Origin of the sequence: Janthinobacterium sp. SUN206, from assembly GCF_030587305.1 — a bacterium.
Lineage (GTDB): Bacteria > Pseudomonadota > Gammaproteobacteria > Burkholderiales > Burkholderiaceae_D > Janthinobacterium > Janthinobacterium kumbetense.
This window is the reverse complement of sequence record NZ_JAPWIB010000003.1, coordinates 88834-114654: the sequence shown is the minus strand read 5'-3', so window position 1 is coordinate 114654 and position 25821 is coordinate 88834. Positions and strand designations below refer to the sequence as shown.

Below are 25821 nucleotides of genomic sequence, written 5' to 3'. Positions count from 1 at the left end.
TCCATTCACATGAAAGCAAACATGACACGTCCACTTCGTTTAGTCGCGGTTTCCGGCGGGCTGCAACGCCCTTCCAAGGCGGCCGCCCTGGCAGAGCACCTGATGGACCTGATCGCCGAGGAAGTGCTGTGCGAACAACGCCTGGTCGAACTGGGCCAGCTCGCCCCCCAGCTGGCCGGCGCGGTCTGGCGCTCCCACCTGCCCGAGACGGTGGAGCGGGACCTTGTTGCCGTCGAGCAAGCCGACATCCTGGTGGTGACAACACCGGTCTACCGCGGCTCCTACACGGGACTGTTCAAGCATTTCTTCGACTTCATTCATCAGGATGCCCTGATCGACAAGCCCGTCCTGCTGGCGGCCACCGGCGGCAGCGAGCGCCATGCCCTGATGATCGACCACCAGTTGCGTCCGTTGTTCAGCTTTTTCCAGGCGCGCACATTGCCGCTGGGCGTGTATGCCACCGACAAGGATTTCGCCGACTACCGCGTGCAGGACGAGGCCCTGATCCAGCGGGCCGCGCTGGCCGTGCAACGGGCATTGCCATTGATCGCATTGACGCGCCATGCGAGCCCGGTCACCGCTGAAGAGGTGGTCGCAGCCTGATACGCATCGCCACGGTCACCAAGCAATTACCCCATTCATCCTTTCGCAGAATTCAGGACACCAGATCACCATGAGCAAAGATTTTGCATTCAGCATCAAAAGCATTATTTTCGATGAAAACTATCATCCATCGGACAATACGCGCCTGACGACCAACTTTGCCAATTTGGCCAGGGGAACGAGCCGCCAGGAGAACTTGCGCAACACCCTGAAAATGATCGACAGCCGTTTCAACAGCCTGGCGCATTGGGATAACCCGAAGGCGGACCGCTACTCTGTCGAGCTTGAAATCATTTCCGTCGAATTGAATATTGATGTCAAAGGCGGCAATATCCCCTTGATCGAGATATTAAAGCCGACCATCATCGACAAAAAAACCGGCGAACGCATCGCCGGCATTGCAGGAAATAACTTCTCCTCTTACGTCCGCGATTACGACTTCAGCGTGTTGCTGCCAGAGCACAACAACAATCAATCTGCATTCAGCGCACCGGAGGATTTCGGCGATTTTCATGGCAAGCTGTTCAAGCACTTTGTCAGGTCAAATACTTACAAGGAACACTTCAACAAGGCGCCCGTTATCTGCATCAGCGCCTCGAGCAGCAAGACCTACCAGCGCACTGAAAATCAGCACCCCATCCTGGGCGTCGAGTATCAACAGAATGAATTTTCCTCGACGGATGAATATTTCGAAAAAATGGGGATGCAAGTTCGCTATTTCATGCCGCCAAACAGTGCCGCACCCCTGGCGTTCTATTTTATCGGCGACCTGCTGGGCGACTACAGCAATCTTGAGCTGATCGGCACCATCAGCACGATGGAAACGTTTCAAAAGATTTATCGGCCCGAAATCTACAATGCCAATTCAGCGGCGGGAAAAGTTTATCAGCCTAGCCTGAAGAATCAGGATTATTCGCTCACGCAAATTGTCTATGACCGGGAAGAGCGCAGCCAGCTGGCCGTCAAGCAGGGCAAATATACGGAAGAGCATTTCATCAAGCCGTACAAGCATATTCTGGAACAATGGGCTGCCAATTACGCTCTCTGATCAATCAAATACACGACATCAATCATCATGAAAAAATTATTGCCTACTTCAACTGCCGGCAGCTTGCCGAAACCTTCCTGGCTGGCGCAGCCTGAAAAGCTGTGGTCGCCCTGGAAATTACAGGACGAGGAATTAATCGAAGGCAAACAGGATGCCTTGCGTTTGTCGCTGCAGGAACAACAGCATGCCGGCATCGATATCGTCAGTGATGGCGAGCAGACGCGCCAGCACTTTGTCACCACATTTATCGAGCATCTGAGCGGCGTCGATTTTGACAAACGCGAGACCGTCAGAATCCGCGACCGCTACGATGCGAGCGTGCCGACCGTCGTTGGCGCCGTGAGCCGCCCGAAACCGGTGTTTGTCGACGACGCCAGGTTTTTACGCCAGCAAACCACGCAGCCGATCAAATGGGCGCTGCCAGGTCCGATGACGATGATCGATACGCTGTATGACAGCCACTACAAGAGCCGCGAAAAACTGGCCTGGGAATTCGCCAAGATCCTCAATCAGGAAGCCAGGGAATTGGAGGCGGCCGGCGTCGACATCATCCAGTTTGACGAACCGGCATTCAATGTTTTCTTTGATGAGGTCAATGACTGGGGGATTGCCACCCTGGAGCGGGCGATCGAAGGGCTCAAATGCGAAACGGCCGTGCATATTTGCTATGGCTACGGCATCAAGGCCAATACAGACTGGAAAAATACGCTGGGCTCCGAATGGCGTCAATATGAGGAATCGTTCCCCAAGCTGCAGCAATCGAATATCGACATCATCTCGCTGGAATGCCACAACTCGCGTGTGCCCATCGATCTGATTGAACTCATACGCGGCAAAAAAGTGATGGTCGGGGCCATCGACGTGGCAAACAATGCCATTGAAACGCCGGAGGAAGTGGCCGACACCCTGCGCAAGGCGCTGCGGTTTGTCGATGCCGACAAACTCTACCCGAGCACCAACTGCGGCATGGCGCCCTTGTCGCGCCGCGTAGCCAGAGGCAAGCTCAATGCGCTCAGTGCCGGCGCGGAGATCATCCGCAGAGAACTCTCGGCCTAGCCGCACCGTGTCAAACTGGATTGTTGATTGACATGGATCAGGTCACGTAACAGGAAGCAGCCCATGCTGCATGACGCCACAGGCGCCGAGAGGCACCTGTGGCGTTGCTGTCTTAGAACTCTTCCCAGTCGGATGACGCCGTTGCTGCCGGTGCAGCTTTTTTGGCGGCCGGCACGCGCAGGGCGACGGCTTGCTGGCGCGGTACGGTTGTCGCGGCGATTGCCGGCTTGCTTGCCGGTGCGCCGGCTTCCAGCTTGAAGGCGCTCACCACCTGCGCCAGGGTAGCCGCCTGCTCCTGCATGGCAGCGGCGGCGGCCGCCGATTCTTCCACCAGGGCCGCGTTTTGCTGGGTGACGTTGTCCATTTCGCTGATGGCCTGGTTGATTTGCTCGATGCCGGCCGTCTGCTCCGCGCTGGCCGAGGTGATTTCTTCCATGATGTCGGTGACGCGGCGCACGCTGTCGACCAGGTCGCTCATGGTGTCGCCCGCTTGGTGCACGAGCTCGCTGCCGGCCGCCACGGTCTGGGTCGAGTCGTCGATCAGGGTCTTGATTTCCTTGGCCGCGGCGGCCGAGCGGTGCGCCAGGCTGCGCACTTCCGTCGCCACGACGGCAAAGCCGCGGCCCTGTTCGCCCGCGCGCGCCGCTTCCACGGCCGCGTTCAAGGCCAGAATGTTGGTCTGGAAGGCGATGCCATCGATGACGCCGATGATGTCGGCAATCTTGCTTGACGAAGCGTCGATTTGCCGCATGGTCGCCACCACTTGCGCGATGACGGCGCCGCCGCGCTGCGCCACGCCGGAGGCCGTATCGGCCAGCACATGCGCCTGGCGCGCATTGTCGGCATTCTGCTTGACGGTCGAGGTCAGTTCTTCCATGGAAGAGGCGGTCTCTTCCAGCGAGCTGGCTTGCTGCTCCGTGCGCGCAGACAGGTCCAGGCTGCCCGCTGCCACTTCGGACGAGGCCGAGGCGATCGTTTCCGTGCCGGCGCGCACCGTGCCCACCGTTTGCGCCAGGTTGTCGTTCATGCGCTTGAGCGCCTGCAACAGTTGCCCCATTTCATCGCTCGATTGCACGGTGATCTGGCTGCGCAAATCGCCTGCGGCCACCGTGTTGGCCACCTGCAGCGCCGTGGTGACGGGGCCGGTGATCGAGCGCGTGATGCCATACGCCAACGCCGCCGCGATGGCCAGCGCCGCCAGCGACATGCCGATCAGCAAGGTACGCGTGTTGGCATAGGTGGCATTCGCGTTGTCGTCCGCCGTGTTGGCCAGGGTATTTTGCAAGCTGATCTGTTCAGCAATCAATTGTTTGTAGACGAGCAATACGGGGCGAAGCTGGCCGTACAGGTAGGCGCTGCTGTCGTCCGGCGTGCCGCTACGGATCAGTTCAAGCAAGGCTTCCTGCCCCTGCGCATAGCGCGTGTTGGCGTCGTTCATCTTGGCCAGCAAGGCGCGTTCGCGGTCGGAATCGAGCATGCGGGCGAGCTTGCCGAGATTGCTGGCCGCCGCCTGGCGCGCGGCCAGGATGGCGTCCGTTTGCTTGCGCTGGTCGGCCGGATCGGCGCTGAGCATCATATTGCGCAGCGCGATGGCGATGTCGTTGATGTTGGCCGACACGCTGTTGGCGAGCTCGATCTTCGGCATGCTGTCATGCACGATATGGCCGGTGCCCTGGTTGATCTTGCCCAGCATGGCGATGCCCAGGCAAGAGATGATGATCAGCATGGCGCCGATGGCGCCAAAGCCTGTGGCGAGGCGTGTGCCGATGGTCAGGTTGGATAAAAACTTCATGGCTGTCTCAATACGGAGGGAATGGTGAAAAGGTCGGCGGCGTGCAGATGGGTGCCGCGCCGCCAAGCGGACGACGATCCTAGACCTTTTTGAATGATATTTCCATAGGGCAATATGCCTAGTCGCGCCTGGAGGCACACGCCAGTTCCGCTGATCCTGCGGCTTGCCGGTGTTTTCAGCTATATTGGCAGGCACCCGCCGGGCGGCACGCCATGACCGGCGCTGCTGCCAATCCGGCAGTTTTTCTCATTTTCAGGCATAGGTCCGCATGACTTCTTTCCGTCTCCGTTTCTTCCCTTTCCTGCTGGCATTGTTGCTGGCGTGCTCGCTATCCGTGCCGCCCGCCTGGTCGCAGCCCGTCGATGACGCCGCCACTGCCGACCAGCGCCTCGACGGCTTGCGCAAGCAGATTACCGGCATCCAGAAGGCGCTCGATGGCGAGGCCGATCTGGATGACGCGACCCTGTCGCAGATGCGCGCCGATGCGCTGGCGGCCAGCACCGAAGCGGACAAGGTGGCCGACGCGCTCGCGCCGACATTGTCGAGCGTGCAGGCGCGGCTGGCCGAGCTGGGCAAGCCGGCGGCGGGGGTAAAAGATGCGCCCGACGTGGCGGCGCAGCGCAGCCAGCTGGACCGCACCAGCAGCGCGCTCGATGCGCAGGTGAAACTGGCGCGCTTGCTGGCCGTGGAAGCGGCGCAGGCGTCGGAGCAAGTGTCGACGGTGCGCCGCGCGCAGTTGCAGGCGCGCCTGGGCGAGCGCACGGCGTCGATTTTGGCTGGTTCTTTCTGGAAACAGCTGCATGCGGAATTGCCGCAGAACTTGCAGCGCCTGCGGGCGCTGGAGCTGGAGTTGGCGAACGCGGCCAGCGCCACGCCGTGGTCGGCCTGGGGCGGCTTGCTGGCCGCCATCGTGGCCGTGATCGGCGCCAGCGTCTGGGCTTCGCGCTACTTGCTGGTGGTGACGGCCACGCGCGTGCCGCATGGCCGCCTGCGCCGCTCCTTGCATGCGCTGGCCGTGCTGGTGCTGGCGCTGGCCACGCCGGGACTGGTGGCGGAATTGCTGGCCATGGGCTTGCGCTGGGAAGGCGGCCTGTCGGACAAAACCTCGACTTTTCTCAGCAGCTTGATCGGCATCATCTGTTTTGCCGGTTTTACGGCGGGACTGGGCCACGCGCTGCTGTCGCCACGGCGCGTGTCGTGGCGTTTGCTGCCCCTGCCCGACGCGCTGGCGCACCGCATGCGCAATTTTCCATCGATGTTTTCCTTCATCGTCGTGCTCGTGTGGGCGACGGAACGGGTCACCATCGTCATCAATGCGGGCCTGTCGACGGCCGTGGCCGTCAACTGCATCGTCGCCCTGGTGATGAGCACGACCATCGCCTACGGCTTGATGCGCGCCGAGCGCTGCTGGCGCCAGTTGCGCGAGGCCGATCCCGCCACCCTGGTCACGCCGCTGTGGCTGCGCTGCGTCACGGTGCTGTTGTGGTTGGCGCTGGCGTCCAGCGTCATCAGCTTGCTGGTCGGCTATGTGGCGTTCGGCAGCTTTGTCGCCAAGCAAATCGCCTGGGTCATCGTGGTGCTGTGCAGCACCTATCTGCTGACGGTGCTGGTCGACGATATCTGCATGCTGCTGGCTTCCACCCCGCCGCCGCCGGATGTGGCCAACCCTGTGCTGGCCACGCCCAAGGCGCGCGACCAGGCGGCCGTGTTGCTGTCGGGCATAGGCCGTGCCATCGTCGTGCTGCTGGCCCTGATGCTGCTGCTGGCGCCGTTCGGCGAAGGGCCGGGCGAGCTGTTCCAGCGGGTCGGCAAGCTGCAGGATGGCCTGGCCATCGGCGAGGTGGCGATCCGCCCTGCCGCGCTGATCCAGGCCCTGCTGGTGCTGCTCGCCGGTTTTGTTGCGCTGGGCTTGTTCAAGCGCTGGCTGCAAAACAGTTATTTGCCGACCACCAACCTTGATTCCGGCATGCAAGTGTCGTTCATCACGCTGTTTGGCTACATCGGCGGCGTGCTGGCCGTGGCGCTGGCCCTGTCGGCCGCCGGCATCGGCCTGGAACGCATCGCGTGGGTGGCGTCGGCCTTGTCGGTGGGTATCGGTTTTGGCTTGCAGGCGGTGGTGCAGAACTTCGTCTCCGGCCTGATTTTATTGGCCGAACGTCCGGTGAAAGTGGGCGACTGGGTGTCACTCGGCGGTGTGGAGGGCGACATTCGCCGCATCAACGTGCGCGCCACGGAAATTCAACTGAGCGACCGCTCGACGGTGATCGTGCCGAACTCGGAATTCATCACCAAGACGGTGCGCAACGTCACCCTGGCCAATCCGCTGGGCCTGGTGCAAGTCAAGCTGCCGTTGCCGCTGGGCACGGATGCGCAAGCGGCGCGCGCGCTGATCCTGTCCACCTTTGTCGACAATCCCGACGTGCTCGACACGCCGGCGCCCAGCGTACAGCTCGACGGCATCGACAATGGCTTGTTGCTGTTCAACGCCACCGGCTATGCCTCGTCGCCGCGTTTGACCTCGGGCATCCGCAGCGCGCTGCTGTTTGAACTGCTCAAGCGCCTGGACGCGGCGCATATCGCGATCGCCAAGCCCAGCACGATGGTGCTGAGCACGGTGCCGGCCCAGCCCGAGGCACCGGCCATGTCGGCGGTGGCAGCCGCGCCGGCGCCCGCGCCCGTGCCGCCGCTGACGTCCTAGCGGACCGTCGACCACAGCAGCGCCGCCAGGTACAGGCCGATGCCGAACGCCGTGTGGGCCATCAGGCTGCGCAGGCGGGTGGCCGTCGGATGCGGCGTCTTGCTGGCGGCCAGGCCGGCGCCCATGCCCGGCTGCAAGATGCAAAACGGCGCGGCCACGCTCACGAGGCCCGCCAGCAGGGCCGGCGCGAACGTCGGCCCTTGCACCCACTTGTCACCCACCAGCGCCAGCAGCACGGCCGCAAACAGCACGCCGATCGCATAGTGAGCCGTCCAGCCCAGGATGGCTTCATCGCGCACGGGCGCCGCCTGGGCGATGTTGGCGTGGGTGAAGGTGCCGCGCGGCAGATGGCCCAGCCAGCGCCCCACCATCGCAAAGTTCAGCGAGGGAATGCACCAGAAGCGCTTTAACGCCACTGCCCACACATCCATCACCGCCGTCGCGCCCGCGCCGATCGCCAGCGCATCGAGCCAGAGTATTTGCATTGCTGTTCCTAACATTCAATTTATTGCTTGAATGTTATAAGGGTGCTAGCATCGTGTCAATGAAAAATGCCGATATCGAACTTCTCACCGGTTCCGCCGGGTTTGCCCATATTTTAGGCAGCGCGCCGCGCCTGCGCCTGCTCGAGCAGATCGTGCAGGGCGAGTATGCGGTGGAGCAATTGGTGGAGTTGACGGGCCTGTCCGTGGCGAATACCTCCCAGCATTTGCAGCAGTTGCGGCGCGCCGGTTTCGTGCTGGCGCGGCGCGACGGCAAGCGCGTGCTGTACCGGCTGGGCAGCGGCCCCATCGTGCAACTGCTGGCCGCGCTGGACGTGTATGCGCAGCACCAGCGCAGCGAATTGCAGGCGCTGGGCCGGGGCGACCACGTGGAAGCGATCACGGGCGACGAGTTGCTGGAACGCATGCGCGAAGCCAGCATCACCGTGCTCGACGTGCGGCCGGCGCAGGAATTCGCCGCCGGCCACTTGCCCGGCGCGGTCAATATTCCCTTTGATGACTTGCAGCGCCGCCTGGGCGAATTACCCGAGAATGCAGAAATCGCCGCGTATTGCCGCGGCCCGTATTGCGTGCTGTCCGTGCAGGCCGTGGCGGCCCTGCGCCAGCACGGCTTGCATGCGCGCCGTCTCGGCAGCGGCTACGACGATTGGCAGGCGGCCGGCTTGCCGGTCGTGAAGGCGGCCTGATGGCGATCCCCGACAGCAAGCAGGCACTGATAGCCGCCATCGACAGCACGTATGCGAAGTTGATGCAGGAGCTGGCGCGCGTGCCGTCCACGCTGGCGCGGGAACCCGTGCTGGAAGGCCAAGTGGCGGGCACGCGCATGAGCGTGTGCGACTTGCTCGCCTACCTGGTCGGCTGGAACGAGCTGGTCTTGCACTGGCACGCGCAGCTGCGCGACGGCAAACGCATCGAGGACATCGCCTTTCCCGCCGAAGGTTTCACGTGGAACGCTCTGGGAAAACTGGCGCAGCGCTTCTATGCCGACTATGCTGACTTGAATATGGACGACTTGCTGCAGCGCCTGGCGCAGGCGAAAGATCAGTTGCTGGCGCTGATTGAAAGCCATGACGATGCGCAATTGTATGGCCAGCCCTGGTACACGCATTACACGATGGGACGCATGATCCAGTTCAATACGGCGTCGCCGTATGCGAATGCGCGCACGCGCCTGCGGGCCTGGCTCAAGACCTTGTAGCACCCTGATCGGCAGGCTTGCACGATTGCATCAGTACGCTCAGAAAATTTTTCAGGCAGGATAGGGTTTTCAAGCGTAACCAATGAAGGATCGCCATGCTGACCATCGCCCTCGCCCAGATGAATCCCACCGTGGGCGACTTCGACGCCAATTGTGCCGCCATCATCGCGCGCATGGGCCGCGCCAGCAGCGATGGCGCCGACTTGCTCGTGTGTCCCGAGTTGTCGCTGTGCGCGTATTACCCGGGCGACCTGTTCGAGGACGCCGCCTTCCTGCGCGACATGCAGCAGGCGCTGGATCAGCTGCTGCAAGCGTCCACGCGCTGGCCTGCGCTGGTCACCGTCATCGGCACGGCGCGGCCGAATCCCGGCGTCGGCAAGCCCCTGTACAACGCCCTGCTGGCGATGCGCGACGGACGCATCGTGGCCGAATACTACAAGCAGCTGCTGCCGACCTACGGCATCTTCGACGAGGGCCGCCATTTTGAGCCGGGTCCGCCCGGCGCCTGCACCCTCGACATCGCCGGCTGCAAGGTCGGTTTCATGATTTGCGAGGATGGCTGGAACGACGATGGCCGCGCCTACGCCGTCAACCCGTTCGACGCCCTGCACGCGGCGCGGCCCGACCTGGTCGTCAGCATCAACGCCAGCCCGTCCGACATCGGCAAGCGCGCGCAGCGCCATGCCGTGTTCGGCGCCGCCTGCGCGCGCGTGAACTTGCCTTTGCTCTTCGTCAACCAGGTGGGTGGCCAGGATCAACTCGTGTTCGACGGCGCCTCGTTCGCCATGTCCCCCACCCTCGGCGTGCAATTCGAGGCGGCCCGCTTCGTCGAAGATGATGCATTGCTGCGCTTTGCCGACGGCGGTTTTACGCGCACGGACGGCGCGGCGTTTCCCGTGCCCGACCCGGACGGCATCCCGGCCGTGGAATTTGCGCGCCGCCAGATCGTGCTGGGTTTGCGCGACTATGCGCGCCGCTGCCGCTTTACGAAAGTCGTCGTCGGCTGCTCGGGCGGCATCGATTCGGCGCTGACCCTGGCCCTGGCCGTGGAAGCCCTGGGCGCGAACAACGTGGTGGGTATCACGATGCCGTCCGTGTTTTCCAGCGCCGGCTCCGTCACCGATTCCGTCGCCCTGTGCGCCAACCTGGGCATCGTCCTGCACACGCATGCCATCCGCGACATCGTGGCGCAATACGAAGCGGGCTATGCCCAAGCCTTCGATGGCAAGCTGCAGGGGCTGCCGCTGGAAAACCTGCAGGCGCGGGTGCGCGGCACCATCCTGATGGAATACTCGAACGCCTTTGGCGCCCTGCTGCTCACCACCGGCAACAAGAGCGAAATCTCGGTGGGCTACTGCACCCTGTATGGCGACACGAACGGGGGACTGGGATTGATCGGCGACCTGTATAAAACGGAGGTGTTCGCCCTGTCGCGCCACCTCAACGCCAGCGCCGGACGCGAACTGATCCCCGCCGCCGTGCTCGACAAACCCCCGTCGGCGGAACTGGCGCCGGGCCAGCGCGACACCGACAGTTTGCCGCCCTATCCCGTGCTCGATGAAATCTTGAAATGGCATATCGAGGGACGCCGCCTGCCGGCGCAAGAAAGCGCGCAAGCCTTGACCCTGGTCGACCAGCTGCGCGAGACGGACGAGGGGCGCGCACTGGTGACGCGCATCCTCGGCATGGTCGCCCGCAATGAATACAAACGGCGCCAGGCGGCGCCCATCATCCGCGTGCGTTCGCGCGCCTTTGGCAGCGGGCGTCAATTGCCGATCGCCGCCCATTACCCCACCGGAGACGACGCATGAGCTCATCCTATCCTGCCGACGCGGCCATCCTGATCGGCCGCTTCCAGCCTTTTCACAATGGCCATGCGGGCTTGCTGCAAAAGGCGCTGGCCACCGCCGCCAGCGTCGTGGTGGTGCTCGGTTCCGCCTTCCATGCGCGCAGCCCGAAGAACCCGTTTACGTGGCAGGAGCGGGCCGCCATGATCGCCGCCACCCTGCCCGAGGCGCAGCGCGCGCGCGTGCATTACGTGGCCGTGCGCGATTACTACGACGATGGCCTGTGGGCCGATGCCGTGCGGCGCGCCGTGGCGGGCGCCGTGCCCGCGGTGCAGCGCGTCACCCTGGTGGCCTGTTTCAAGGACGCCACGAGTTACTACCTGCACCACTTCCCGCACTGGCAGTTGCTCAACCTGGAGATCGATCCCGGTGCGCCCATCGGCGCGACGGCGATCCGCAACGTGCTGTTCGAGGCGGAGGACGTGGACGTGTCGCTGAGCGCCGTGGCGCAGCTGCTGCCGGCGGCCATCGGCCAGTATCTGAAGGCGTGGACCTTGTTGCCGTGGTACGCGCCGCTGGTGCAGGAATACCGCGCCATCGAAGCGTACAAGGCGCGCTGGCGCACGGCGCCGTATGCGCCCATCTTTTGCACCGTGGATGCGCTGGTGCAGACGGGCGGCCACGTCTTGCTGGTGCGCCGCGGCGGCTATCCGGGCAAGGGCTTGTGGGCGCTGCCGGGCGGCTTCCTAGAGCCGCGCGAACGCCTGCTGCAGGGCGCCCTGCGCGAACTGGCGGAAGAAACCCAGCTGGGCGTGCTGGCGCCCACCCTGGTCGAGGCGCTGGTCGGCGTGGCCGTGTTCGACCATCCGGACCGCAGCCAGCGGGGGCGCACCATCACGCATGCGCATTACTTCGACTTGAAGACGCGCCAGCTGCCGGCCGTGACGGCGGCCGACGATGCGGCGCTGGCGCAGTGGGTGCCGGTGAGCGCCCTGCCGGCCATGGAAGAGCAGTTCTTCGAAGACCACTTCCACATCCTGAACCACTTCCTCAAGCTCACGCACGAGGGGCGCTGACAGAGCCATCCCCTCGCCGCGCGTCAGGACGTGATGCGCTCCCAGCCATGTCTGATGGCCGCCTTGAAGTTGTCCCACGCCGATTGCGGATACGTGTGCTCCCACGTGGAACGCAGCTCCGCTTCCACCTCATCCCACGGGCGGCCCCGGTAGCTGTCGCTGTTCGCCATCGAATGGCCATAGCGGTAGGCGGGATCGTAGTCCTCGAAGCGCGCGCCGGTGGCGACATAGGTGGCGCTCCAGTGGTTGCGGTAGTACTGTTCGTCGTCGTAGCTGGTGCCAGGCAGGTTGTCGGCGCTGGGGTAGCGGCGCGCGTTGGCGCCCGTGCCGGATGACGGCGGCGCCATGCCGCCCGCAAATTGCTGCGATGCCGCCGTCTCGTTCAGGTTGCCGGCCGACGCGCCCTGCTGCATGCTGGCGCCCTGGCGCCGCGCGCCGTCGTCTTGCGGCGCGCCCTGCCAGCCGCCGGTGCGCCAGTGCTCGGCGTGTGCATCGATGTCGAGCGGCGCGTAGCGCTCGACGAGGTCGGTGGCGCGCTGGATATCGGCGTCGCTGGCCCCTTCCAGTGTCAGCACGACATGTCCGCGCCGCACGGCTTCCGCATAGATGTGGCGGTCGGCGTGGCTGCCGAACAGGTCCGTGAAGAAATGTTTGACGCTGTCGAGCAGGCTGTCGCTGTCGTCGCGGCGGATGTTTTCCGTGGCGGAAAAGTCGTCACTGCCCGCATCGTGCAGGCGGATGTTGGCGCCGGGAAAGCCCGCCGTGATCAGGTCGTGCCGGGCGCGCTCGGCCATGTCGCGCACGGCGAAAACTGCTGCCAATGTATGTGCCATGATGGTCTCCAATCGGTGAACAACGTCCTTTCAGTGTAGGCCGTGAAAAGCGAAATGGGCGCTCGTTTGCCCTTTGGAAATCGTTGTATTCAACAAGTATTGACGACGTGACATGGGCGCCGTGGCGCCACGTGAAACCTCAGGCGGGCGTGCCCACGAACGCGCGCAAGAAGTCGATAAACGCGCGCACTTTTTCCGCAATATGCTGGGTGTTCGGATACACGGCATACACGCCCTGTTCCGGGAAGACGACGTCGGGCAGCAGACGGCGCAGGCGTCCCGCGCGCACGTCCCCTTCCACCTGCCATTGCGGCAGCAGGGCCACGCCGCAGCCGCCCAGGGCAAAGCCCAGCAGGGCCGAGGCGGAGTCGGAATGGATGGCGGCATCGTCCTGCGCGACGAAGACGGCGGCACCGTCGGGCGTGTGCACGTCCCAGCGCAGGGGCGTAGCGAGGCGGCTGTGCGCCAGCCAGCGCGCGCGCTGCAGGTCGGGCAAGGTGGCGATGTCCCGGCCGGGCAGGCTGGCCAGGTAGGCGGGCGAGGCGACGGGCCAGATCGCATACGGCTCGATCAGCGCGGCGCGGTAGCTCGAATCGTTGAGGGAACCCATGCGGATGGCCAGGTCGTAGCCGCCCGAGATCAGGTCTTCATGCGAGGACGACGAGGAATGCTGGATCTGCAGCTGCGGATGGGCGGCGGCAAAGGCGATCAGCGCGGGGATCACCGTGCGGCTGCCGTATTCGACGGTGGTGGTCAGGCGCAGGGTGCCGCGCAAGCCCTGGTGCCCCTGGCGCGCCGTCTCGATGGCGCCCTGGGCTTCGCTCAGCACGCGCTGGCAATCCTCGTAAAAGCGCCGTCCCACGTCGGTCAGCGCCAGGCTGCGCGTGCTGCGCGTCAGCAGCGACACGCCCAGCTCCGCTTCCAGCTGTTTCAAATTGAAACTGACGACGGCCTTGCTCTGGCCCAGCACGGCGGCGGCCGCCGTGAGCGAGCCGGCGTCGACGATGGCGATGAAAATACCCAAACGGTCAAGACTGATCATAAATAAATATGAGGATACATGCGGGTTGCGGGAGTTTGTCAAAATTTCTTTGACAGTGTAATCGGGGCTGGCCCGTTACGCAAATGGCGCTGGACGCTTAAGCTGGCCGTTTGCCATTCGGAGCACCATGGACTATCGCAAAAAGGTCGCGGCCATCTATCTGCTGGGTTTTTTCGTCGACCTGATCAACATGTTCATCACCAGCGTCGCCTATCCCGACATCGGCCATGCCCTGCACGCCTCGGTGGCGCAGCTGGCCTGGATCAGCACGGCCTACATCCTCGGCCTGACCATCGTCATCCCGGCCAGCGCCTGGCTGGCTGCCTATTATGGCAGCAAAACCGTGTTCATGGCATCGTTGCTAACTTTTTTATGCGCCAGCATCGGCGCCGGCCTGGCGCCCTCGATCGAGGCGCTGATCGCCTGGCGCTGCGTGCAGGGCCTGGGCGGCGGCTTGCTGATCCCGCTGGGGCAAAGCATGACTTACCAGCTGTATCAACCCGCCGAGCGTCCCGGCCTGTCCTCCGTCATCATGCTGGTGGGCTTGCTGGCGCCCGCCCTGTCGCCCGCCTTGGGCGGCGTCATCGTCGACAGCCTGTCGTGGCGGGCGATTTTTTACTTGAACGTGCCGGTTGCCGCGCTGGCGCTGCTGCTGGCCGCCTGCTGGCTGCGTCCCGACCCGCCGCGCGCGCAAGTGCCCCGCCTCGACACGGGCGGCCTTGTGGCGGGCAGCACAGCCATCCTTTTGCTGTTGCTGGGCTTGACGATGCTGGGCACGCCGGGCGAGCTGCTTGCCGGCGCCGGCGTGCTGGCGCTGGGCACCGCCTGCGCCTGGGTCTACGTGCGCGGCGCGCTGCGCAAATCGACGCCGCTGCTGAACCTGCGCCTGGCCGCCGAACCGCTGCTGCGCATTGCCATGCTGATGTACCTGCTGGTGCCGGGCGTGTTCATGGGCGTGAGCCTGCTGGCCATGCTGTATTTGCAGGGCGTGCTGGGCATGTCGGCGTCGACGGCGGGCGCGCTGATGCTGCCGTGGGCGCTGGCCTCGTTTGCGGCCATCTCGCTCACGGGAAAAAGCTACCGCCGCGTGGGGCCGCAACCCTTGTTCATCGCCGGTGCACTGCTGCAGGCGGCGGGCATGCTGATGCTGCTGCGCGTGGATGCGGCGGGCCAGTTGTTCTGGCTGGCCGGCGCGTATGCCGTGATGGGCTTTGGCGGCGGCTTGTGCAGCAGCACGGCGCAAAGCACGGCGTTCCTGCGCACGCCGGACGGGCAGCTGAGCCAGGCCAGCGCCGTGTGGAATATCAACCGTCAGCTGGGCTTTTGCCTGGGCGTGGCGCTGCTCAGCGTACTGCTGAATGGCTTGCTGGCGGCGCAGGGAATTACGTCGCTGGACGACCCCGCCCAGCACCTGCGCGCGGCGCAGGTTTTTCACTGGTGTTTTGCGCTGGCCGCCAGCGCGTGCGTGCTGCCTTTGGCGCTGTGCGCGCGCATCGATAACCGCGCCGTTCTCGACCTTTTACATCACCATGGAGCAGCAAAAAAATGAAGACAACGAACCCCTGTTTTGACGACGTGTTATCCACGCATGTGCTGATCCGCGAATGGCTCTCCGGCGTAGCCACGGCGCCCGAACATTGCGCCGATTTGCTCGCGCGTTTCTCGCCCGGTTTCACGATGGTGTCACCGGGCGGCAAGCAGCTCGATCATGCCGGCTTGACGGCATTTTTCCAGGGCGCCGGCGGCAGCCGTCCGGGCCTCATCATGCGTATTTCCGACCTGGCATTGATCCAGGACAACGCGGCCGGCGCCACCGTGTTCTACCGTGAGTTCCAGTCGCTGCCGGGGGGAGAAAATACGGAGCGGCTGTCGACCGTCGTGTATGAGAAGACACCGGCTGGAACGCTGCTGTGGCGCCATTTGCACGAGACGTGGACCGCTTGATCTAACTCAAATCGTGCAAGTCTTTTTGCTGCGCCGGGCCGATGGAAAACCGGGAGAACACCACCTCCAGGCCACCCCGTTCCGGCGTGCAGCACATGGGGCCGACGCGGTAGCTGCCGGCCTCGGGAAATGGCGCCAGGCGCAGCAGCGGCCAGCGCTGGCCATCGGTCGAATATTGCACGCGGATCGCGCCTTGCGCCACCGTCACGCGCAGCCAGAAACCGTCCGGCATGGCGGGAGCGCTGCTGACGGCCCAGTCGGATTTGTCCTGCGTCAATACCGTGCTCAATAAGAGCTGGCCGTCGGAAAATTCGACGCCGCACTTGATCCAGTTTTGCTCGTCGATGCGCACCATCATGCCGGCCTGGTCGTACAGCGCCGCGTACTGCGCCGCCACGTGCAACTGCGCCGTGAAATCGCCGTCGATTTGCGTGCCGAAAAAATGGCCGCTGTCGCGGATAAAACCATAGTGAGTCTTGCGCCAGAAATCCGTATTTGCGTCCGTCGTCACGCGCAATTGCGCGCCGTCGGCGGACCAGTTTTCCGGTGGATTGAGCCAGCTGCCTTGCGTGAACATCGCGTGCCTTTCCGAGCTAAAAAGATCACATAGTGTGCCCCCATCCCAGCGCCTTGTACAGGGCAATCGCATCGATGTAGGACGCCGTTTCCGCCAGCAGCGCTTCGCGCCGGATATCGTACAAGGCGCGCTGGTTTTCCAGCACGGCCTGGTAGCTGCCGGCACCGCCCGCATAGCGCGTGCTGGCGATGCCGAGGGCCGCGTTGCCGTGGCGCGCCGATTCCAGCAGCGAGGCCAATCGCGTCTGGTTTTCCGCCAGCTGCGTAACGGCGTTTTCCACCTCTTCCTGCGCCAATAGCATCGTTTGCGCATAGCGCGCCAGCGCGCCTTGCGCTTCGGCCTGCGTACCGCGCAAGCGCGCCTTGACGCTGCCCAGGCGGAAGGCAGGATGGCTGACGGAGGGCGCCAGTTCGAAGGCGCGCGCGCCGCCGTCGAACACGCCGCTGCCGCGCAGGGCAAAGAAGCCCAAAAAGCCGCCCAGGCTCAGGCGCGGATACAGGTCCGCCGTTGCCGCCCCCACGTCTTCGCTGGAAGCGGCCAGCAGGCGCTCGGCGCGCACCACGTCGGGCCGCTGTTTGATCAGCCTGTTCACGTCGCCCAGCGGCAGCTGGCCGGCCAGCGGCGCCTGCTGCCGCGGTGCTGTCGCCAGCGCGACGGCGCCCGGCGCCTGGCCGCTCAGCACATCGAGCCGGTACTGCGCCTGGCGCAAGCCGGCCTGCAACGGCGGCAAGGCCGCCTCGCTGCGCGCCAGGTTGGCCAGCGCGTTGTGGCGCTCTTCCGGCAAGCCGCTGCCGGCGCGGATGCGCGCGTCGATCAGGGCGATGGTATCGCGCCAGTTTTGCACTTGCGCCTGCGTCAGCCCCAGGTTTTGCTGGTAGCCCAGCGCCTCGTAGTAATTGCGCGCCACTTCGGCGGCGATCGTCAGCTGCACTTGCCGCAAATCGGCCTGCGCCGCGTCGGCGCGCGCCTGCGCCGAGCGGCTGACATGGGCCAGGCGGCCGAACAGGTCGATCTCCCATTGCGCATCGAACCCCACGCGCGTGCTGGTGCTGGCGGCGCGACTATCGGGGGTGTCCTGTTGCACCTGGCGTTGCCATCCCGCCTGGCTGGTGACGGCGGGCAGTTCGTCGAGGCGGCGCTCGTCGAAGGTGGCGCGCGCGGCCAGCAGATTCGCTTGCGCCTGCGCGATATCGAGGTTGTGCGTCAACGCGCTGGCGATCAGCCGCGACAGGCGCGCATCGTCGAAAAACGTCCACCAGGCGGCTTCGCTGGCAGCCGTTTGACCTGGCGCAAACTGCGCCTGCTGCGGACTGGCCAGGGCGATGGCGGGCGTGCCCGGCGTGACGTAGGCGGGGCTGACGGCGCAGCCGGCCAGCAGGGGGAAAAGGGAGACGAGATAGCGGTAATTTTTCATGGGGATTCCTTCAGCGCGTGCGACAAATCGCGCGCGCGCGGCGTGGCATGGTCGGCCGTGTGGCGGCGGGCCAGAAAGGTGTACACGGTGGGCAGCACGAACAGGGTAAAGAAGGTGCCGATCAACATGCCCGACACGATCACCACGCCCAGGCCGAAACGGCTGTTGGCGCCGGCGCCGGACGCGAACAGCAGCGGCACCAGGCCCACCACCATGGCCGCCGTCGTCATCAGGATCGGGCGCAAGCGGATTTGCGCCGCCTTGCGGATGGCGCTGAGGCGGTCCAGCCGTTCATGCACCTGCAATTCGTTGGCAAATTCCACCATCAAGATTCCGTGCTTGCTGATCAAGCCGATCAGGGTCACGAGGCCGATCTGCGTGTAGATGTTGACGGTGGCGTAGCCCAGCGCCAGCGGGATCAGCGCGCCGCAAATCGACAGCGGCACCGTGATCAGGATGATCAAAGGGTCCGTCAGGCTTTCATATTGCGCCGCCAGCACCAGGTAAATCACGACGACGGCCGCCAGGAAGGCCAGCAGCAGCGCATTGCCTTCCGTGGCGAATTGGCGCGCGTCCGATTGCCAGTCGTAGCTGAAACCCGGCGGCAGGGTTTTCGCCACGCCGTCGAGGAAGGCGACGGCGTCGCCCAGGGTCACGCCCGGCGCCGGCACGCCCTGGAAGGTGGCCGCATTTTGCTGGTTGAACTGCGTCAGCATGTTCGGCTCGATCTGTTCCGTCACCGAGACGACGGCAGACAGCGGCAGCAGGCTGCCGTCGTCGGCGCGCACGTACTGCTGCGTCAGGGCTTGCGCCGTCAAGCGTTGTTCGCGCGGGCTTTGCGCGATGACGTCGTAGGCGCGGCCATCCATGCCGAAGCGGTTCAGGTAATTTTCGCCCACCAGCACGGCCAGCGATACACCGATGTCCTGCATGCGGATGCCCAGGCTGTTCGCCTTGGAGCGGTCCACTTGCACCTTGACGACGGGGTTGTTGTAATCGAGGTCGCTGTCGACGACGGCAAACAGGCCGCTGTCGCGCGCGCGCTGCTTGACGTCTTCCATCGTGCGGAACAGGGTGGCGTAATCCTGCGCGCTGCGCAGCACCATCTGCACGGGCAAGCCGCCGCTCGATCCGGGCAAGGGCGCCAGCTGGAAGGCGAAGATGCTGGTGCCTTCCACGTCGCCCACGGCGTGCTGCAATTCGGCCTGGATGACGGCCGCGTTGCGCGAGCGTTCGGCCCATGGCGTCAGGTTGATGCCGCCGATGCTCGATGCCGGGCCTTCGCCGCCATTGATGATCCAGCGCGAGTCCGTTTCGGGGATATTTTTGTAGATATCATCGAGCTTATACGAAAAGCGTTCCACGTAATCGAGGTTGGCATGCTGCGGCGCCTTGATCGCCGTCAAGACGCTGGCCTGGTCTTCCGCCGGCGCCAGTTCGCGCTGCGGCAGCAGGTACAAAAACGGCAGACTGACCATCACCAGCGCGGCGAAACCGGCGCTCCACCAGCGGTGGTGCAGCGAGCGGTCCAGCAGGCGCGCGTAGCGGCTGGTGAGGCCTTCGAAGAAATGCTCGGCGGCGCGCGCCATGCGCCCTTCCGCTTGTTTCGGCTGCAGCAGCAGGGAGCTCATCACGGGCGACAAGGTCAGCGCCACCACGCCCGACACCACCACGGCACCGGCCAACGTCAGCGCGAATTCCTTGAACAGCGCGCCAGTCAATCCTCCCATCATGCCGATCGGTGCATACACGGCCGCCAGGGTGATGGTCATGGCGATGACGGGGCCGGCCACTTCGCGCGCGCCCACCAGGGCGGCCGCCACGGGCGTCTTTCCTTCCTCGATATGCCGGTGCACGTTTTCCACCACGACGATGGCGTCGTCGACCACCAGACCCACGGCCAGCACCATCGCCAGCAGGGTCAGTAAATTGATGCTGAAGCCGAAGGCCAGCATCAGCGCCGCCGCGCCCAGCATCGACAGCGGGATCGTCACGACGGGAATCAGCACGGAGCGCAGGGAACCCATGCACAGGTAGATGACGATGACGACGATGAGCAGCGCTTCGAGCAGGGTGTGCGCCACCTCGTCGATGGACGACTGGATGAAGCGCGCCGTCTCGAACGCCAGCTCGACTTTTACGCCCGGCGGCAGGGTTTTCTGGATTTCCGGCAGCAGCTTCTTGATGCCGTCGACGATCACCAGCGGGTTGCCGCCGGGCGTGGGCGACAGGCCCAGATACACGGCCGGCACGCCGTCCATGATGCCGCTCGTTTCCGTGGCGGCCGCGCCCAGTTCCACCGTGCCCACGTCCTTCAGGCGCACGAGGGCCGCGCTGTCTTTTTCATCGCCGCCCTTCTTGACGACCATGTCGCGAAATTGCTCCACGCTGGTCAGGTCCGTGTTGACGCTGATGTTCGCGACGACGAATTGTCCCTTCACTTTGCCGGGCGCCGCCTGGTAGTTATTGCGCCGCACGGCGTCGGCCACGTCGGCCGCCGTCAAGCCGCGCGCGGCCAGTTTCGCCGGGTCGATCCACAAACGCATGGCCAGCTGCTGGCCGCCATACACGTCGACTTTCGCCACGCCGTCGATGGTGGCGAACATGGGCTGCACCACGCGCGCCAGGTAATCCGTCAGCGCGGGCGCGGACACGCTCTCGCTGGCAAAGCCGACGTACGCCACGGCCGAGGAATCGCCGGCCGCGCGCTCGATGACGGGGTCAAAGGCGCCCTCCGGCAATTTATAGCGCACCTGGTTGACCTTGGCCATGACTTCCGTCAACGCTTGCGTGGAATCGCGGTTCAATTCCATGCGCACGGTGACGGTGCTGCTGCCCTGCACCGACGACGACGTCAGGTAATCGATGCCTTCCACCGACGATACGGCTTGCGCGATGGGCTGCGTCACGAAACCCTGCATCAGTTCCGCCGAGGCGCCCGGATAGTTGGTCGTGACGGTGATGGTGGACGATTCGAGCATCGGGTATTGGCGGATCGGCAGCTGCAGGATGGCGATCACGCCCAGCATCAGAATCAATGTGCTGATCACCAGCGCCAGCACGGGGCGGCGCACGAATAAATCGGTAAATTTCATGGTGCTGGCCTTTCCTCAAGAACCGGCCTTGGGCGCGGCGCGTTTCGCCTCGTCCAGGGTATTGGCGACGGCCTGCACGGCCATGCCGTCGGCCAGTTTCAGCTGGCCCGAGGCGACCACGCGCTGCCCTTCGCGCAAGCCGTCGAGGATGGCCACCCTGCCCCCGGCCCGCTCGCCCAGTTTCACGCCCACGCGCTTGACGGTGAGCGGCTGTTTTCCTTCCTGCTGCGCCACAAACACCGTATCGCCATACGCGCTGTAGGTCACGGCCGTTTCCGGCACCGTCAGCTGCTGGCCAGCCTCGCGGGCCACACGCACGTTCGCGTACATGCCCGCCTTGAGGGCGCCGCGGGGATGGCTCAGCGCCGCCTGCACCTGCACCATGCGCGAGCGGGCGACCAGCGGGTCGATGGCGTTGATCTTCGCTGTGAAGATTTCATTCGGATAGGCGTCCACCAGCACTTGCACGGCCTGTCCCGGCGCCAGTGTCGCGCTGCTCTGTTCATCGAGGGCGAAGTTCACCAGCAAGGCCTTCGTGTCGATCAGGCTGGCCACCGTGTCGGCCGCGTTCAGGTACTGGCCCGCGTGTACCTTGCGGATGCCCAGCTGCCCGGCGAACGGTGCGCGGATGGTCTTTTGCGCGATCAGCGCTTCCGTCTGGCGCACGTCGCCCAGGGCCGCGTCGCGCGCGGCCAGCGCCGCATCGAGCTGCTCCTGCGTGGCGGCCTTTTCCCTGACCATCTGCACCGTGCGGGCATGGCTGCTTTCCGCGTTTTTCAGCTGTGCGCGCTGGCGCAGCAGCATTGCCTGTTCCTGGGCGTCATTGAGCTGTACCAGCACGGCGCCGGCCGCCACGCTCTGGCCCGACTCGAAGCGGATCTGCGTGACGCGCCCGCCCGTTTCGGCCGCCACCTGCACCTGGCGCGCCGCTTCCAGTTCGCCCACGCCGGCAAAGAAGCGTTCCTGCGTGCCCAGCACGACGGGGACCAGCGCCACCTTGGTGGCGGGGTGGGCGGCGGCATCGGCCGCATGCGAGTTGGCGCGCGGATACAGCGCGGCGCCCGCGACGGCCAGGGCGATGGCCAGCGTGGAAGCGCCGACGAGTTTCGTATTCATGATGAAGTCCTTTACTGCATTGAAAGGGAAAAAGAAGAAGAGGCGCAGCGGAGGCTGGTCAGGTCCGCTGCGCGTTGAAGAGGAAGAACAAACCCAGGGTCCACAGCAGCAGCACCAGGTGCGTCGTCTGCAAGCTTTCCTGGGCGATCCAGTAACCGAACCACAGGCCGCCCAGGTGCATCAGCAGCAGGAAGGCGGCCATGGCGCACAGGGCCAGGTTCAGCCAGGGCAACGCTTGCGTCAGGGAAGCGCCGAGCAACAGCGCCACGCCCGTCCAGGCGGCGATGGCGGCCAGCAGTTGCAGCGTCAGCACCGTCAACAGGCTCAGGCGGTGCAGGGTCAGCGAGGTGAGCGCGCGGCGCAGCAGCGGCGTCTGGATGGTCGGGTCCTGGCGCAGCGGGTCCATGCGCATGGTGTTGCCGATGGCCCAGACGGCGCCGTGGAAGGCGTGCAGGTTGTTGAGGGCGGCCAGGGTGAGCCAGAGGGCCAGGCCGGTGGCGAGGATGGCGTGAAACAGCCAGATCGAGTGAGACAGTTGCATGGGAAAATCCTGTCAAAAGAGTACCTTGCCGGCATGCGGACGTGGAAACTCCTCGACAGCGGGGAGCTACCGGCCTATTATGCAAGCAATTAGTTGGTTAACTGGCCCCATGATAGTTGAGCGAAATGAATTACACAAGTAAACGTTTGGATAATCAAGAGGCGCCGCAAACGACGGAGCGCATCCTGTATTTCATCAAGACCAAGGGACCCGTCTCCACGGCGACCCTGGCCAAGACGCTGGACATGACGGGCGAGGCGGCGCGCCAGCAAGTGCAAAAGCTGGTGGCGGCGGGATTGATCGAGGGGCGCCAGGAAGCGCAGGCGGGCGCCGGGCGGCCGCGCCAGAACTGGGTCTTGACGGAGGCGGGCAATGCGCGCTTTCCCGACACGCATGCGCAGCTGACGATCAAGCTGATCGGTTCCGTGCGCCAGCTGTTCGGCGAAGCGGGCCTGGATAAACTGATCACCCAGCGCGAAGAGGAAAGCCGCAGCGCGTATGCGCTGGCGTGCTCGGCGCCGGACTTGCCCACGCGCTTGCAGCAGCTGGCGGCCGTGCGCGATGAAGAGGGTTATATGGCGCGCGTGGAAGCGGATGGCAAGGACTGGCTGCTGATCGAAGACCACTGCCCCATCTGCGCCGCCGCGCGCACCTGCCAGGGGTTTTGCCGTTCCGAATTGCAGCTGTTCCAGGAAGTGGTGGGGCCAGGCGCCAGCATCGTGCGCGAGCAGCATTTGCTGACGAACGCGATGCGCTGCATCTACCGCATTTCGCCGCTGCCCGAGTTAAATTAAGCTTTCGGAAACAGGGGCCGCGTGGCCAGCGCCACCAGCCCCGCCAGCCACCACACGACGGGCCAGTTGCTGGCCGCCAGCAAGTGCGGGATGGCGATCGGCGTGAGGAACAGGCCCGCATACACGGCCGTGTTCGCCATGCCCAGGGCCGTGCCTGCGTTGGCGCCGCCCGCTTCCGTCGCCAGCTCCGTGTAGGCCACGCCATGCCAGGCGGACACGGCGATGCCGGCGGCCACCACGGCGGCCATCAGCAGCCAGCCCGGCGCCTGCAGCCAGGCGATGCATCCCAGCACAATGAACGACGCCAGCGCCACCAGGGCCGAGCCGCGCAGATAGGCGGGCCGGTTCGCGTGGCGGTCCGTGTGGCGTCCGCTCCAGATGCGCATCACCATGGCGCCCGCCTGCAGGGCCACCATCACGGCCGTGATGGCGGCCAGTCCCAGGCGGCCATGGTCGTGCAGGAAGACGGTGGCATAGCTGAGCACGGCAAACTGGGGTACGCACAGCAAGCCGATGGCGGCCACCATGCGCCAGACTTTGCGGTTTTTGAGTGGACCTTGCAGCGGCGGAGGCGGCTTGATCCCAAACAGGCCCGTGGACGCGTTTTGCGGGCCCGTGGCGGCCTCGGCGGAGAAATCGGGCTCATGCATCCATCGCCACGTAAAAAACGCCGACAGGCCGCATACGAGGGCCAGGGCGCCAAACACGGGCATGAAGCTGTAACGTGACGCCAGGCTGGGCAGGACGAGGGCGCCGAGGCCGCCGCCGAGCGGTACGGCCGTCTGGCGGATGCTCATGGCGAAACCCCGTTCGCCGGCGCCGAACCAGCGCATCACGGCGCGCCCGCTGGCGCCATTCACGCTGCCGCCCAGCACGCCGACCAGGGCCAGCCCGGCCGCCAGCGCCCATAACGGCGGCACGGCGCCGTCAGCGGGTGTGATCCACAGCAGCAAGGTCAATAGGGCCAGCATGGTGCCCAGCAAGCCCGTCAGCAGCACGGGCCGGTCGCCCCAGCGGTCGGTGGCCATGCCCCATGGCAATTCTGTCAGGGCCACGCCCAGGCCCATGGCGCCCAGCGCCACCCCCAGTTGCGTATTGCTCAGGTGATAGCCGCTGCGCAGCCAGATGGCCGTCGTGGGCATGCCGTTGGCGGCAGCGGAAAAGCTGGCATTGGCCGCCACGCCGACGGCCAGCACCTTCCAGCGGTGGGCATCGCCCAGCGCGGGCGCGGTGGCGGGGACGGGAACAGGAACGGCTGGGCAGCTGGTGGTCATGGCAGGGAGGGGAAAGTGGTTGACCCTGACAGTGTTGCGCAGTACGATCGTTCTGAATATCAGATAATTTACCAGTCACCATCCCATAAAACAGGACGATTGTATTTGCGCCATGAGCTTGCTGAATTTTGACATCGCCTTCTTGCGCAGCTATGTGGCTGGCATCGAGCTGGGCAGCTTTGCCCGCGCGGCGGACAAGGTGGGCCGCTCCACCTCGGCCGTCAGCGCGCAGCTGAAAAAACTCGAGGAGCAGGCGGGCATGCCCCTGTTCCGCAAGGATGGCCGGGGCCTGGCGCTGACACCGGCCGGCGAAGTGCTGCTCGGCTATGCACGCCGCCTGCTGGAACTCAACGACGAGGCGGCCGTCGCCTTGCGCGGCGCGGAACTGGAAGGCTGGATCAGGCTCGGTTTGCAGGAAGATTTCGGCGAAGCCTTGCTGCCCGACGTGCTGGGACGCTTTGCCCGCGCGCATCCGAAAGTGCGCATCGAGGCGCACGTGGCGCGCAACACGGCCCTGATGCAAGGGCTGGCCATGGGCCAGCTGGACCTGGCCCTGCTGTGGGGCGGCGCCTGCATCACCGACGTGGCTGAGTATCCGCAGCCGCAGCGCCAGCATATTGCCGAGCCGGCCATGCGCTGGATCGCCTCGTCCAGCCTGGCCTGGCAGCCTGAATCGGGCGAGCCCTTGCCGCTCATTACCTTCGACCGCGACTGCCTGTTCCAGCGCTGCGCTACGCAGGCGCTGGACCATGCCGGCATCGCCTGGCGCACGGCGTTTACCAGTCCCAGTCTGGCGGGACTGTGGGCGGCGGCGGCCGCCGGGCTGGGCGTGACGGTGCGCACCAGCCTGGGCTTGCCGTCTTCCGTCTGCGCGCTCGACCACGTGGCGGCGGGCTTGCCCGCCCTGCCCCCGCTGTCGCTGGAACTGCTGCGCGCCTCCAGCGTGCCCAGGCCGCCCGTCGAGCGGCTGGCTGGCCTGATCATCGACGCGTTGCGGGACAGCCCCGCTTGATACTGGCGAGCGGAAACGGGCGCCGTGGGACATCGGCATGCATCGGTCCCGGCGCGGGCTGCCGGCGCAGGCTTACCGTGGCTGTTCTCAGTTTGCTCGCCAATGGAAACAGATTCCATCTTGCATGATCTGCAAATCAGCTATGTTCCGCTGCATGCCGCTGTGCGTGTCGAGTACGCAAAAATCGCATGACTGAATTTCCTGTTCCAATCGGTCTGCCTCGACGAAAAGCTGATCGTTGGCGGCTTGTTCCAGATTTTTGAATAAGGTCGCGTATGCGGCAAAGGCTGCCGTGGGAAGAAAAGTCCCGAGAACAAGCGCATTCTCGGACAGGACGACAATTTCTCCGAGGATCGTTCCAGAACGATCAGATAGTGTCAGGCTCATAGGGCGATGGACATTTTGGTGCTATCTCAGA

23 protein-coding genes are annotated in these 25821 nt (G+C 64.8%); 12 read left to right on the top strand and 11 right to left on the bottom strand.

Annotation, left to right across the window (positions count from 1 at the left end; all coding sequences use genetic code 11):
• Positions 1-21 precede the first annotated feature (21 nt).
• The 3 genes from msuE to O3300_RS17445 all read left to right on the top strand — a co-directional run bounded on the left by msuE (position 22) and on the right by O3300_RS17445 (position 2707).
• A complete protein-coding gene (gene msuE / locus O3300_RS17455; protein ID WP_305053657.1) occupies positions 22-603 on the top strand; it encodes an FMN reductase in 582 nt (193 codons plus the stop codon).
• A gap of 70 nt (positions 604-673) precedes the next feature.
• Entirely contained in the window at positions 674-1651 is a 978-nt protein-coding gene (locus tag O3300_RS17450) for a DUF1852 domain-containing protein (RefSeq protein ID WP_289906017.1), read from the top strand.
• Between the two features lie 27 nt (positions 1652-1678).
• A complete protein-coding gene (locus O3300_RS17445; RefSeq protein WP_305053656.1) occupies positions 1679-2707 on the top strand; it encodes a methionine synthase in 1029 nt (342 codons plus the stop codon).
• Positions 2708-2819: 112 nt separating this feature from the next.
• On the opposite strand, the gene O3300_RS17440 is transcribed toward O3300_RS17445, so the two are convergent.
• Positions 2820-4499, bottom strand: a complete 1680-nt coding sequence (locus O3300_RS17440; protein ID WP_305053655.1) for a methyl-accepting chemotaxis protein — start codon at positions 4497-4499, stop codon at positions 2820-2822.
• 268 nt (positions 4500-4767) lie between these two features.
• Between O3300_RS17440 and O3300_RS17435 the strand changes: the two genes are divergently transcribed.
• Positions 4768-7197 (top strand): DUF3772 domain-containing protein, encoded by a 2430-nt coding sequence (locus O3300_RS17435; protein WP_305053654.1) that lies wholly within the window; start codon positions 4768-4770, stop codon positions 7195-7197.
• Here O3300_RS17435 and O3300_RS17430 read toward each other — a convergent pair.
• On the bottom strand, positions 7194-7682 hold the full coding sequence (locus tag O3300_RS17430; RefSeq protein ID WP_305053653.1) for a DUF2938 domain-containing protein: 489 nt from the start codon (positions 7680-7682) through the stop codon (positions 7194-7196). The two genes, O3300_RS17435 and O3300_RS17430, sit on opposite strands and share 4 nt — an antisense overlap.
• 59 nt (positions 7683-7741) lie before the next feature.
• On the opposite strand from O3300_RS17430, the gene O3300_RS17425 reads away from it, so the two are divergent.
• The 4 genes from O3300_RS17425 (at position 7742) to O3300_RS17410 (ending at position 11761) form a co-directional block, all read left to right on the top strand.
• On the top strand, positions 7742-8386 hold the full coding sequence (locus O3300_RS17425) for a metalloregulator ArsR/SmtB family transcription factor (RefSeq protein ID WP_305053652.1): 645 nt from the start codon (positions 7742-7744) through the stop codon (positions 8384-8386).
• The gene (locus tag O3300_RS17420; protein ID WP_099665974.1) at positions 8386-8898 is read left to right on the top strand and encodes a ClbS/DfsB family four-helix bundle protein; all 513 of its coding nucleotides are present in this window, start codon (positions 8386-8388) and stop codon (positions 8896-8898) included. Before O3300_RS17425 ends, O3300_RS17420 begins: the two co-directional genes overlap by 1 nt.
• A 95-nt stretch (positions 8899-8993) precedes the next feature.
• A complete protein-coding gene (locus O3300_RS17415; protein ID WP_305053651.1) occupies positions 8994-10709 on the top strand; it encodes an NAD+ synthase in 1716 nt (571 codons plus the stop codon).
• Positions 10706-11761, top strand: coding sequence for a bifunctional nicotinamide-nucleotide adenylyltransferase/Nudix hydroxylase (locus tag O3300_RS17410; protein WP_251349618.1), 1056 nt, complete (start codon positions 10706-10708; stop codon positions 11759-11761). Before O3300_RS17415 ends, O3300_RS17410 begins: the two co-directional genes overlap by 4 nt.
• A 23-nt stretch (positions 11762-11784) precedes the next feature.
• Here the strand turns inward: O3300_RS17410 and O3300_RS17405 are convergent, their stop codons facing one another.
• Positions 11785-12594: a hypothetical protein gene (locus O3300_RS17405; protein ID WP_305053650.1), complete on the bottom strand. Its 810-nt coding sequence runs from the start codon at positions 12592-12594 to the stop codon at positions 11785-11787.
• A 139-nt stretch (positions 12595-12733) separates the two neighbouring features.
• Positions 12734-13636 carry a LysR family transcriptional regulator gene (locus O3300_RS17400; RefSeq protein WP_289906027.1) on the bottom strand — a complete coding sequence of 301 codons (903 nt, stop codon included), beginning with the start codon at positions 13634-13636 and terminating at the stop codon, positions 12734-12736.
• Between the two features lie 127 nt (positions 13637-13763).
• Here O3300_RS17400 and O3300_RS17395 point away from each other — a divergent pair, with 127 nt between their 5' ends.
• Positions 13764-15185 (top strand): MFS transporter, encoded by a 1422-nt coding sequence (locus tag O3300_RS17395; protein WP_305053649.1) that lies wholly within the window; start codon positions 13764-13766, stop codon positions 15183-15185.
• Positions 15182-15580, top strand: coding sequence for a DUF4440 domain-containing protein (locus tag O3300_RS17390; RefSeq protein ID WP_305053648.1), 399 nt, complete (start codon positions 15182-15184; stop codon positions 15578-15580). The genes O3300_RS17395 and O3300_RS17390 overlap by 4 nt, the downstream gene beginning before the upstream one ends.
• A 1-nt stretch (position 15581) precedes the next feature.
• On the opposite strand, the gene O3300_RS17385 is transcribed toward O3300_RS17390, so the two are convergent.
• Genes O3300_RS17385 through O3300_RS17365 form a run of 5 tightly spaced genes read right to left on the bottom strand, consistent with a single transcriptional unit; the run spans position 15582 to position 22323 of the window.
• Positions 15582-16157: a DUF1349 domain-containing protein gene (locus O3300_RS17385; RefSeq protein ID WP_251349627.1), complete on the bottom strand. Its 576-nt coding sequence runs from the start codon at positions 16155-16157 to the stop codon at positions 15582-15584.
• Positions 16158-16182: 25 nt separating this feature from the next.
• Positions 16183-17571, bottom strand: coding sequence for an efflux transporter outer membrane subunit (locus tag O3300_RS17380; RefSeq protein WP_305053647.1), 1389 nt, complete (start codon positions 17569-17571; stop codon positions 16183-16185).
• Positions 17568-20666, bottom strand: coding sequence for a MexW/MexI family multidrug efflux RND transporter permease subunit (locus O3300_RS17375; protein ID WP_305053646.1), 3099 nt, complete (start codon positions 20664-20666; stop codon positions 17568-17570). Before O3300_RS17375 ends, O3300_RS17380 begins: the two co-directional genes overlap by 4 nt.
• A gap of 15 nt (positions 20667-20681) precedes the next feature.
• The gene (locus tag O3300_RS17370) at positions 20682-21782 is read right to left on the bottom strand and encodes an efflux RND transporter periplasmic adaptor subunit (RefSeq protein WP_305053645.1); all 1101 of its coding nucleotides are present in this window, start codon (positions 21780-21782) and stop codon (positions 20682-20684) included.
• A 58-nt stretch (positions 21783-21840) separates the two neighbouring features.
• Positions 21841-22323 carry a DUF2165 family protein gene (locus O3300_RS17365; protein WP_305053644.1) on the bottom strand — a complete coding sequence of 161 codons (483 nt, stop codon included), beginning with the start codon at positions 22321-22323 and terminating at the stop codon, positions 21841-21843.
• Positions 22324-22448: 125 nt separating this feature from the next.
• Here O3300_RS17365 and O3300_RS17360 point away from each other — a divergent pair, with 125 nt between their 5' ends.
• Complete coding sequence (locus O3300_RS17360; RefSeq protein WP_305053643.1) at positions 22449-23117, top strand: metalloregulator ArsR/SmtB family transcription factor; 669 nt, start codon at positions 22449-22451, stop codon at positions 23115-23117.
• Here the strand turns inward: O3300_RS17360 and O3300_RS17355 are convergent.
• Positions 23114-24391 (bottom strand): MFS transporter, encoded by a 1278-nt coding sequence (locus O3300_RS17355; protein ID WP_305053642.1) that lies wholly within the window; start codon positions 24389-24391, stop codon positions 23114-23116. The two genes, O3300_RS17360 and O3300_RS17355, sit on opposite strands and share 4 nt — an antisense overlap.
• Before the next feature lie 112 nt (positions 24392-24503).
• On the opposite strand from O3300_RS17355, the gene O3300_RS17350 reads away from it, so the two are divergent.
• Positions 24504-25403, top strand: coding sequence for a LysR substrate-binding domain-containing protein (locus O3300_RS17350; protein ID WP_305053641.1), 900 nt, complete (start codon positions 24504-24506; stop codon positions 25401-25403).
• A gap of 87 nt (positions 25404-25490) precedes the next feature.
• Here the strand turns inward: O3300_RS17350 and O3300_RS17345 are convergent, their stop codons facing one another.
• A complete protein-coding gene (locus tag O3300_RS17345) occupies positions 25491-25790 on the bottom strand; it encodes a hypothetical protein (protein ID WP_289906039.1) in 300 nt (99 codons plus the stop codon).
• Positions 25791-25821 lie beyond the last annotated feature (31 nt).

Bases quoted from the DNA above. Each gene is read 5' to 3' on its own strand.
- msuE (WP_305053657.1), top strand. From the start codon at position 22: ATGACACGTCCACTTCGTTTAGTCGCGGTTTCCGGCGGGCTGCAACGC.
- O3300_RS17450 (WP_289906017.1), top strand. From the start codon at position 674: ATGAGCAAAGATTTTGCATTCAGCATCAAAAGCATTATTTTCGATGAA.
- O3300_RS17445 (WP_305053656.1), top strand. From the start codon at position 1,679: ATGAAAAAATTATTGCCTACTTCAACTGCCGGCAGCTTGCCGAAACCT.
- O3300_RS17440 (WP_305053655.1), bottom strand. From the start codon at position 4,499: ATGAAGTTTTTATCCAACCTGACCATCGGCACACGCCTCGCCACAGGC.
- O3300_RS17435 (WP_305053654.1), top strand. From the start codon at position 4,768: ATGACTTCTTTCCGTCTCCGTTTCTTCCCTTTCCTGCTGGCATTGTTG.
- O3300_RS17430 (WP_305053653.1), bottom strand. From the start codon at position 7,682: ATGCAAATACTCTGGCTCGATGCGCTGGCGATCGGCGCGGGCGCGACG.
- O3300_RS17425 (WP_305053652.1), top strand. From the start codon at position 7,742: ATGAAAAATGCCGATATCGAACTTCTCACCGGTTCCGCCGGGTTTGCC.
- O3300_RS17420 (WP_099665974.1), top strand. From the start codon at position 8,386: ATGGCGATCCCCGACAGCAAGCAGGCACTGATAGCCGCCATCGACAGC.
- O3300_RS17415 (WP_305053651.1), top strand. From the start codon at position 8,994: ATGCTGACCATCGCCCTCGCCCAGATGAATCCCACCGTGGGCGACTTC.
- O3300_RS17410 (WP_251349618.1), top strand. From the start codon at position 10,706: ATGAGCTCATCCTATCCTGCCGACGCGGCCATCCTGATCGGCCGCTTC.
- O3300_RS17405 (WP_305053650.1), bottom strand. From the start codon at position 12,594: ATGGCACATACATTGGCAGCAGTTTTCGCCGTGCGCGACATGGCCGAG.
- O3300_RS17400 (WP_289906027.1), bottom strand. From the start codon at position 13,636: ATGATCAGTCTTGACCGTTTGGGTATTTTCATCGCCATCGTCGACGCC.
- O3300_RS17395 (WP_305053649.1), top strand. From the start codon at position 13,764: ATGGACTATCGCAAAAAGGTCGCGGCCATCTATCTGCTGGGTTTTTTC.
- O3300_RS17390 (WP_305053648.1), top strand. From the start codon at position 15,182: ATGAAGACAACGAACCCCTGTTTTGACGACGTGTTATCCACGCATGTG.
- O3300_RS17385 (WP_251349627.1), bottom strand. From the start codon at position 16,157: ATGTTCACGCAAGGCAGCTGGCTCAATCCACCGGAAAACTGGTCCGCC.
- O3300_RS17380 (WP_305053647.1), bottom strand. From the start codon at position 17,571: ATGAAAAATTACCGCTATCTCGTCTCCCTTTTCCCCCTGCTGGCCGGC.
- O3300_RS17375 (WP_305053646.1), bottom strand. From the start codon at position 20,666: ATGAAATTTACCGATTTATTCGTGCGCCGCCCCGTGCTGGCGCTGGTG.
- O3300_RS17370 (WP_305053645.1), bottom strand. From the start codon at position 21,782: ATGAATACGAAACTCGTCGGCGCTTCCACGCTGGCCATCGCCCTGGCC.
- O3300_RS17365 (WP_305053644.1), bottom strand. From the start codon at position 22,323: ATGCAACTGTCTCACTCGATCTGGCTGTTTCACGCCATCCTCGCCACC.
- O3300_RS17360 (WP_305053643.1), top strand. From the start codon at position 22,449: ATGAATTACACAAGTAAACGTTTGGATAATCAAGAGGCGCCGCAAACG.
- O3300_RS17355 (WP_305053642.1), bottom strand. From the start codon at position 24,391: ATGACCACCAGCTGCCCAGCCGTTCCTGTTCCCGTCCCCGCCACCGCG.
- O3300_RS17350 (WP_305053641.1), top strand. From the start codon at position 24,504: ATGAGCTTGCTGAATTTTGACATCGCCTTCTTGCGCAGCTATGTGGCT.
- O3300_RS17345 (WP_289906039.1), bottom strand. From the start codon at position 25,790: ATGAGCCTGACACTATCTGATCGTTCTGGAACGATCCTCGGAGAAATT.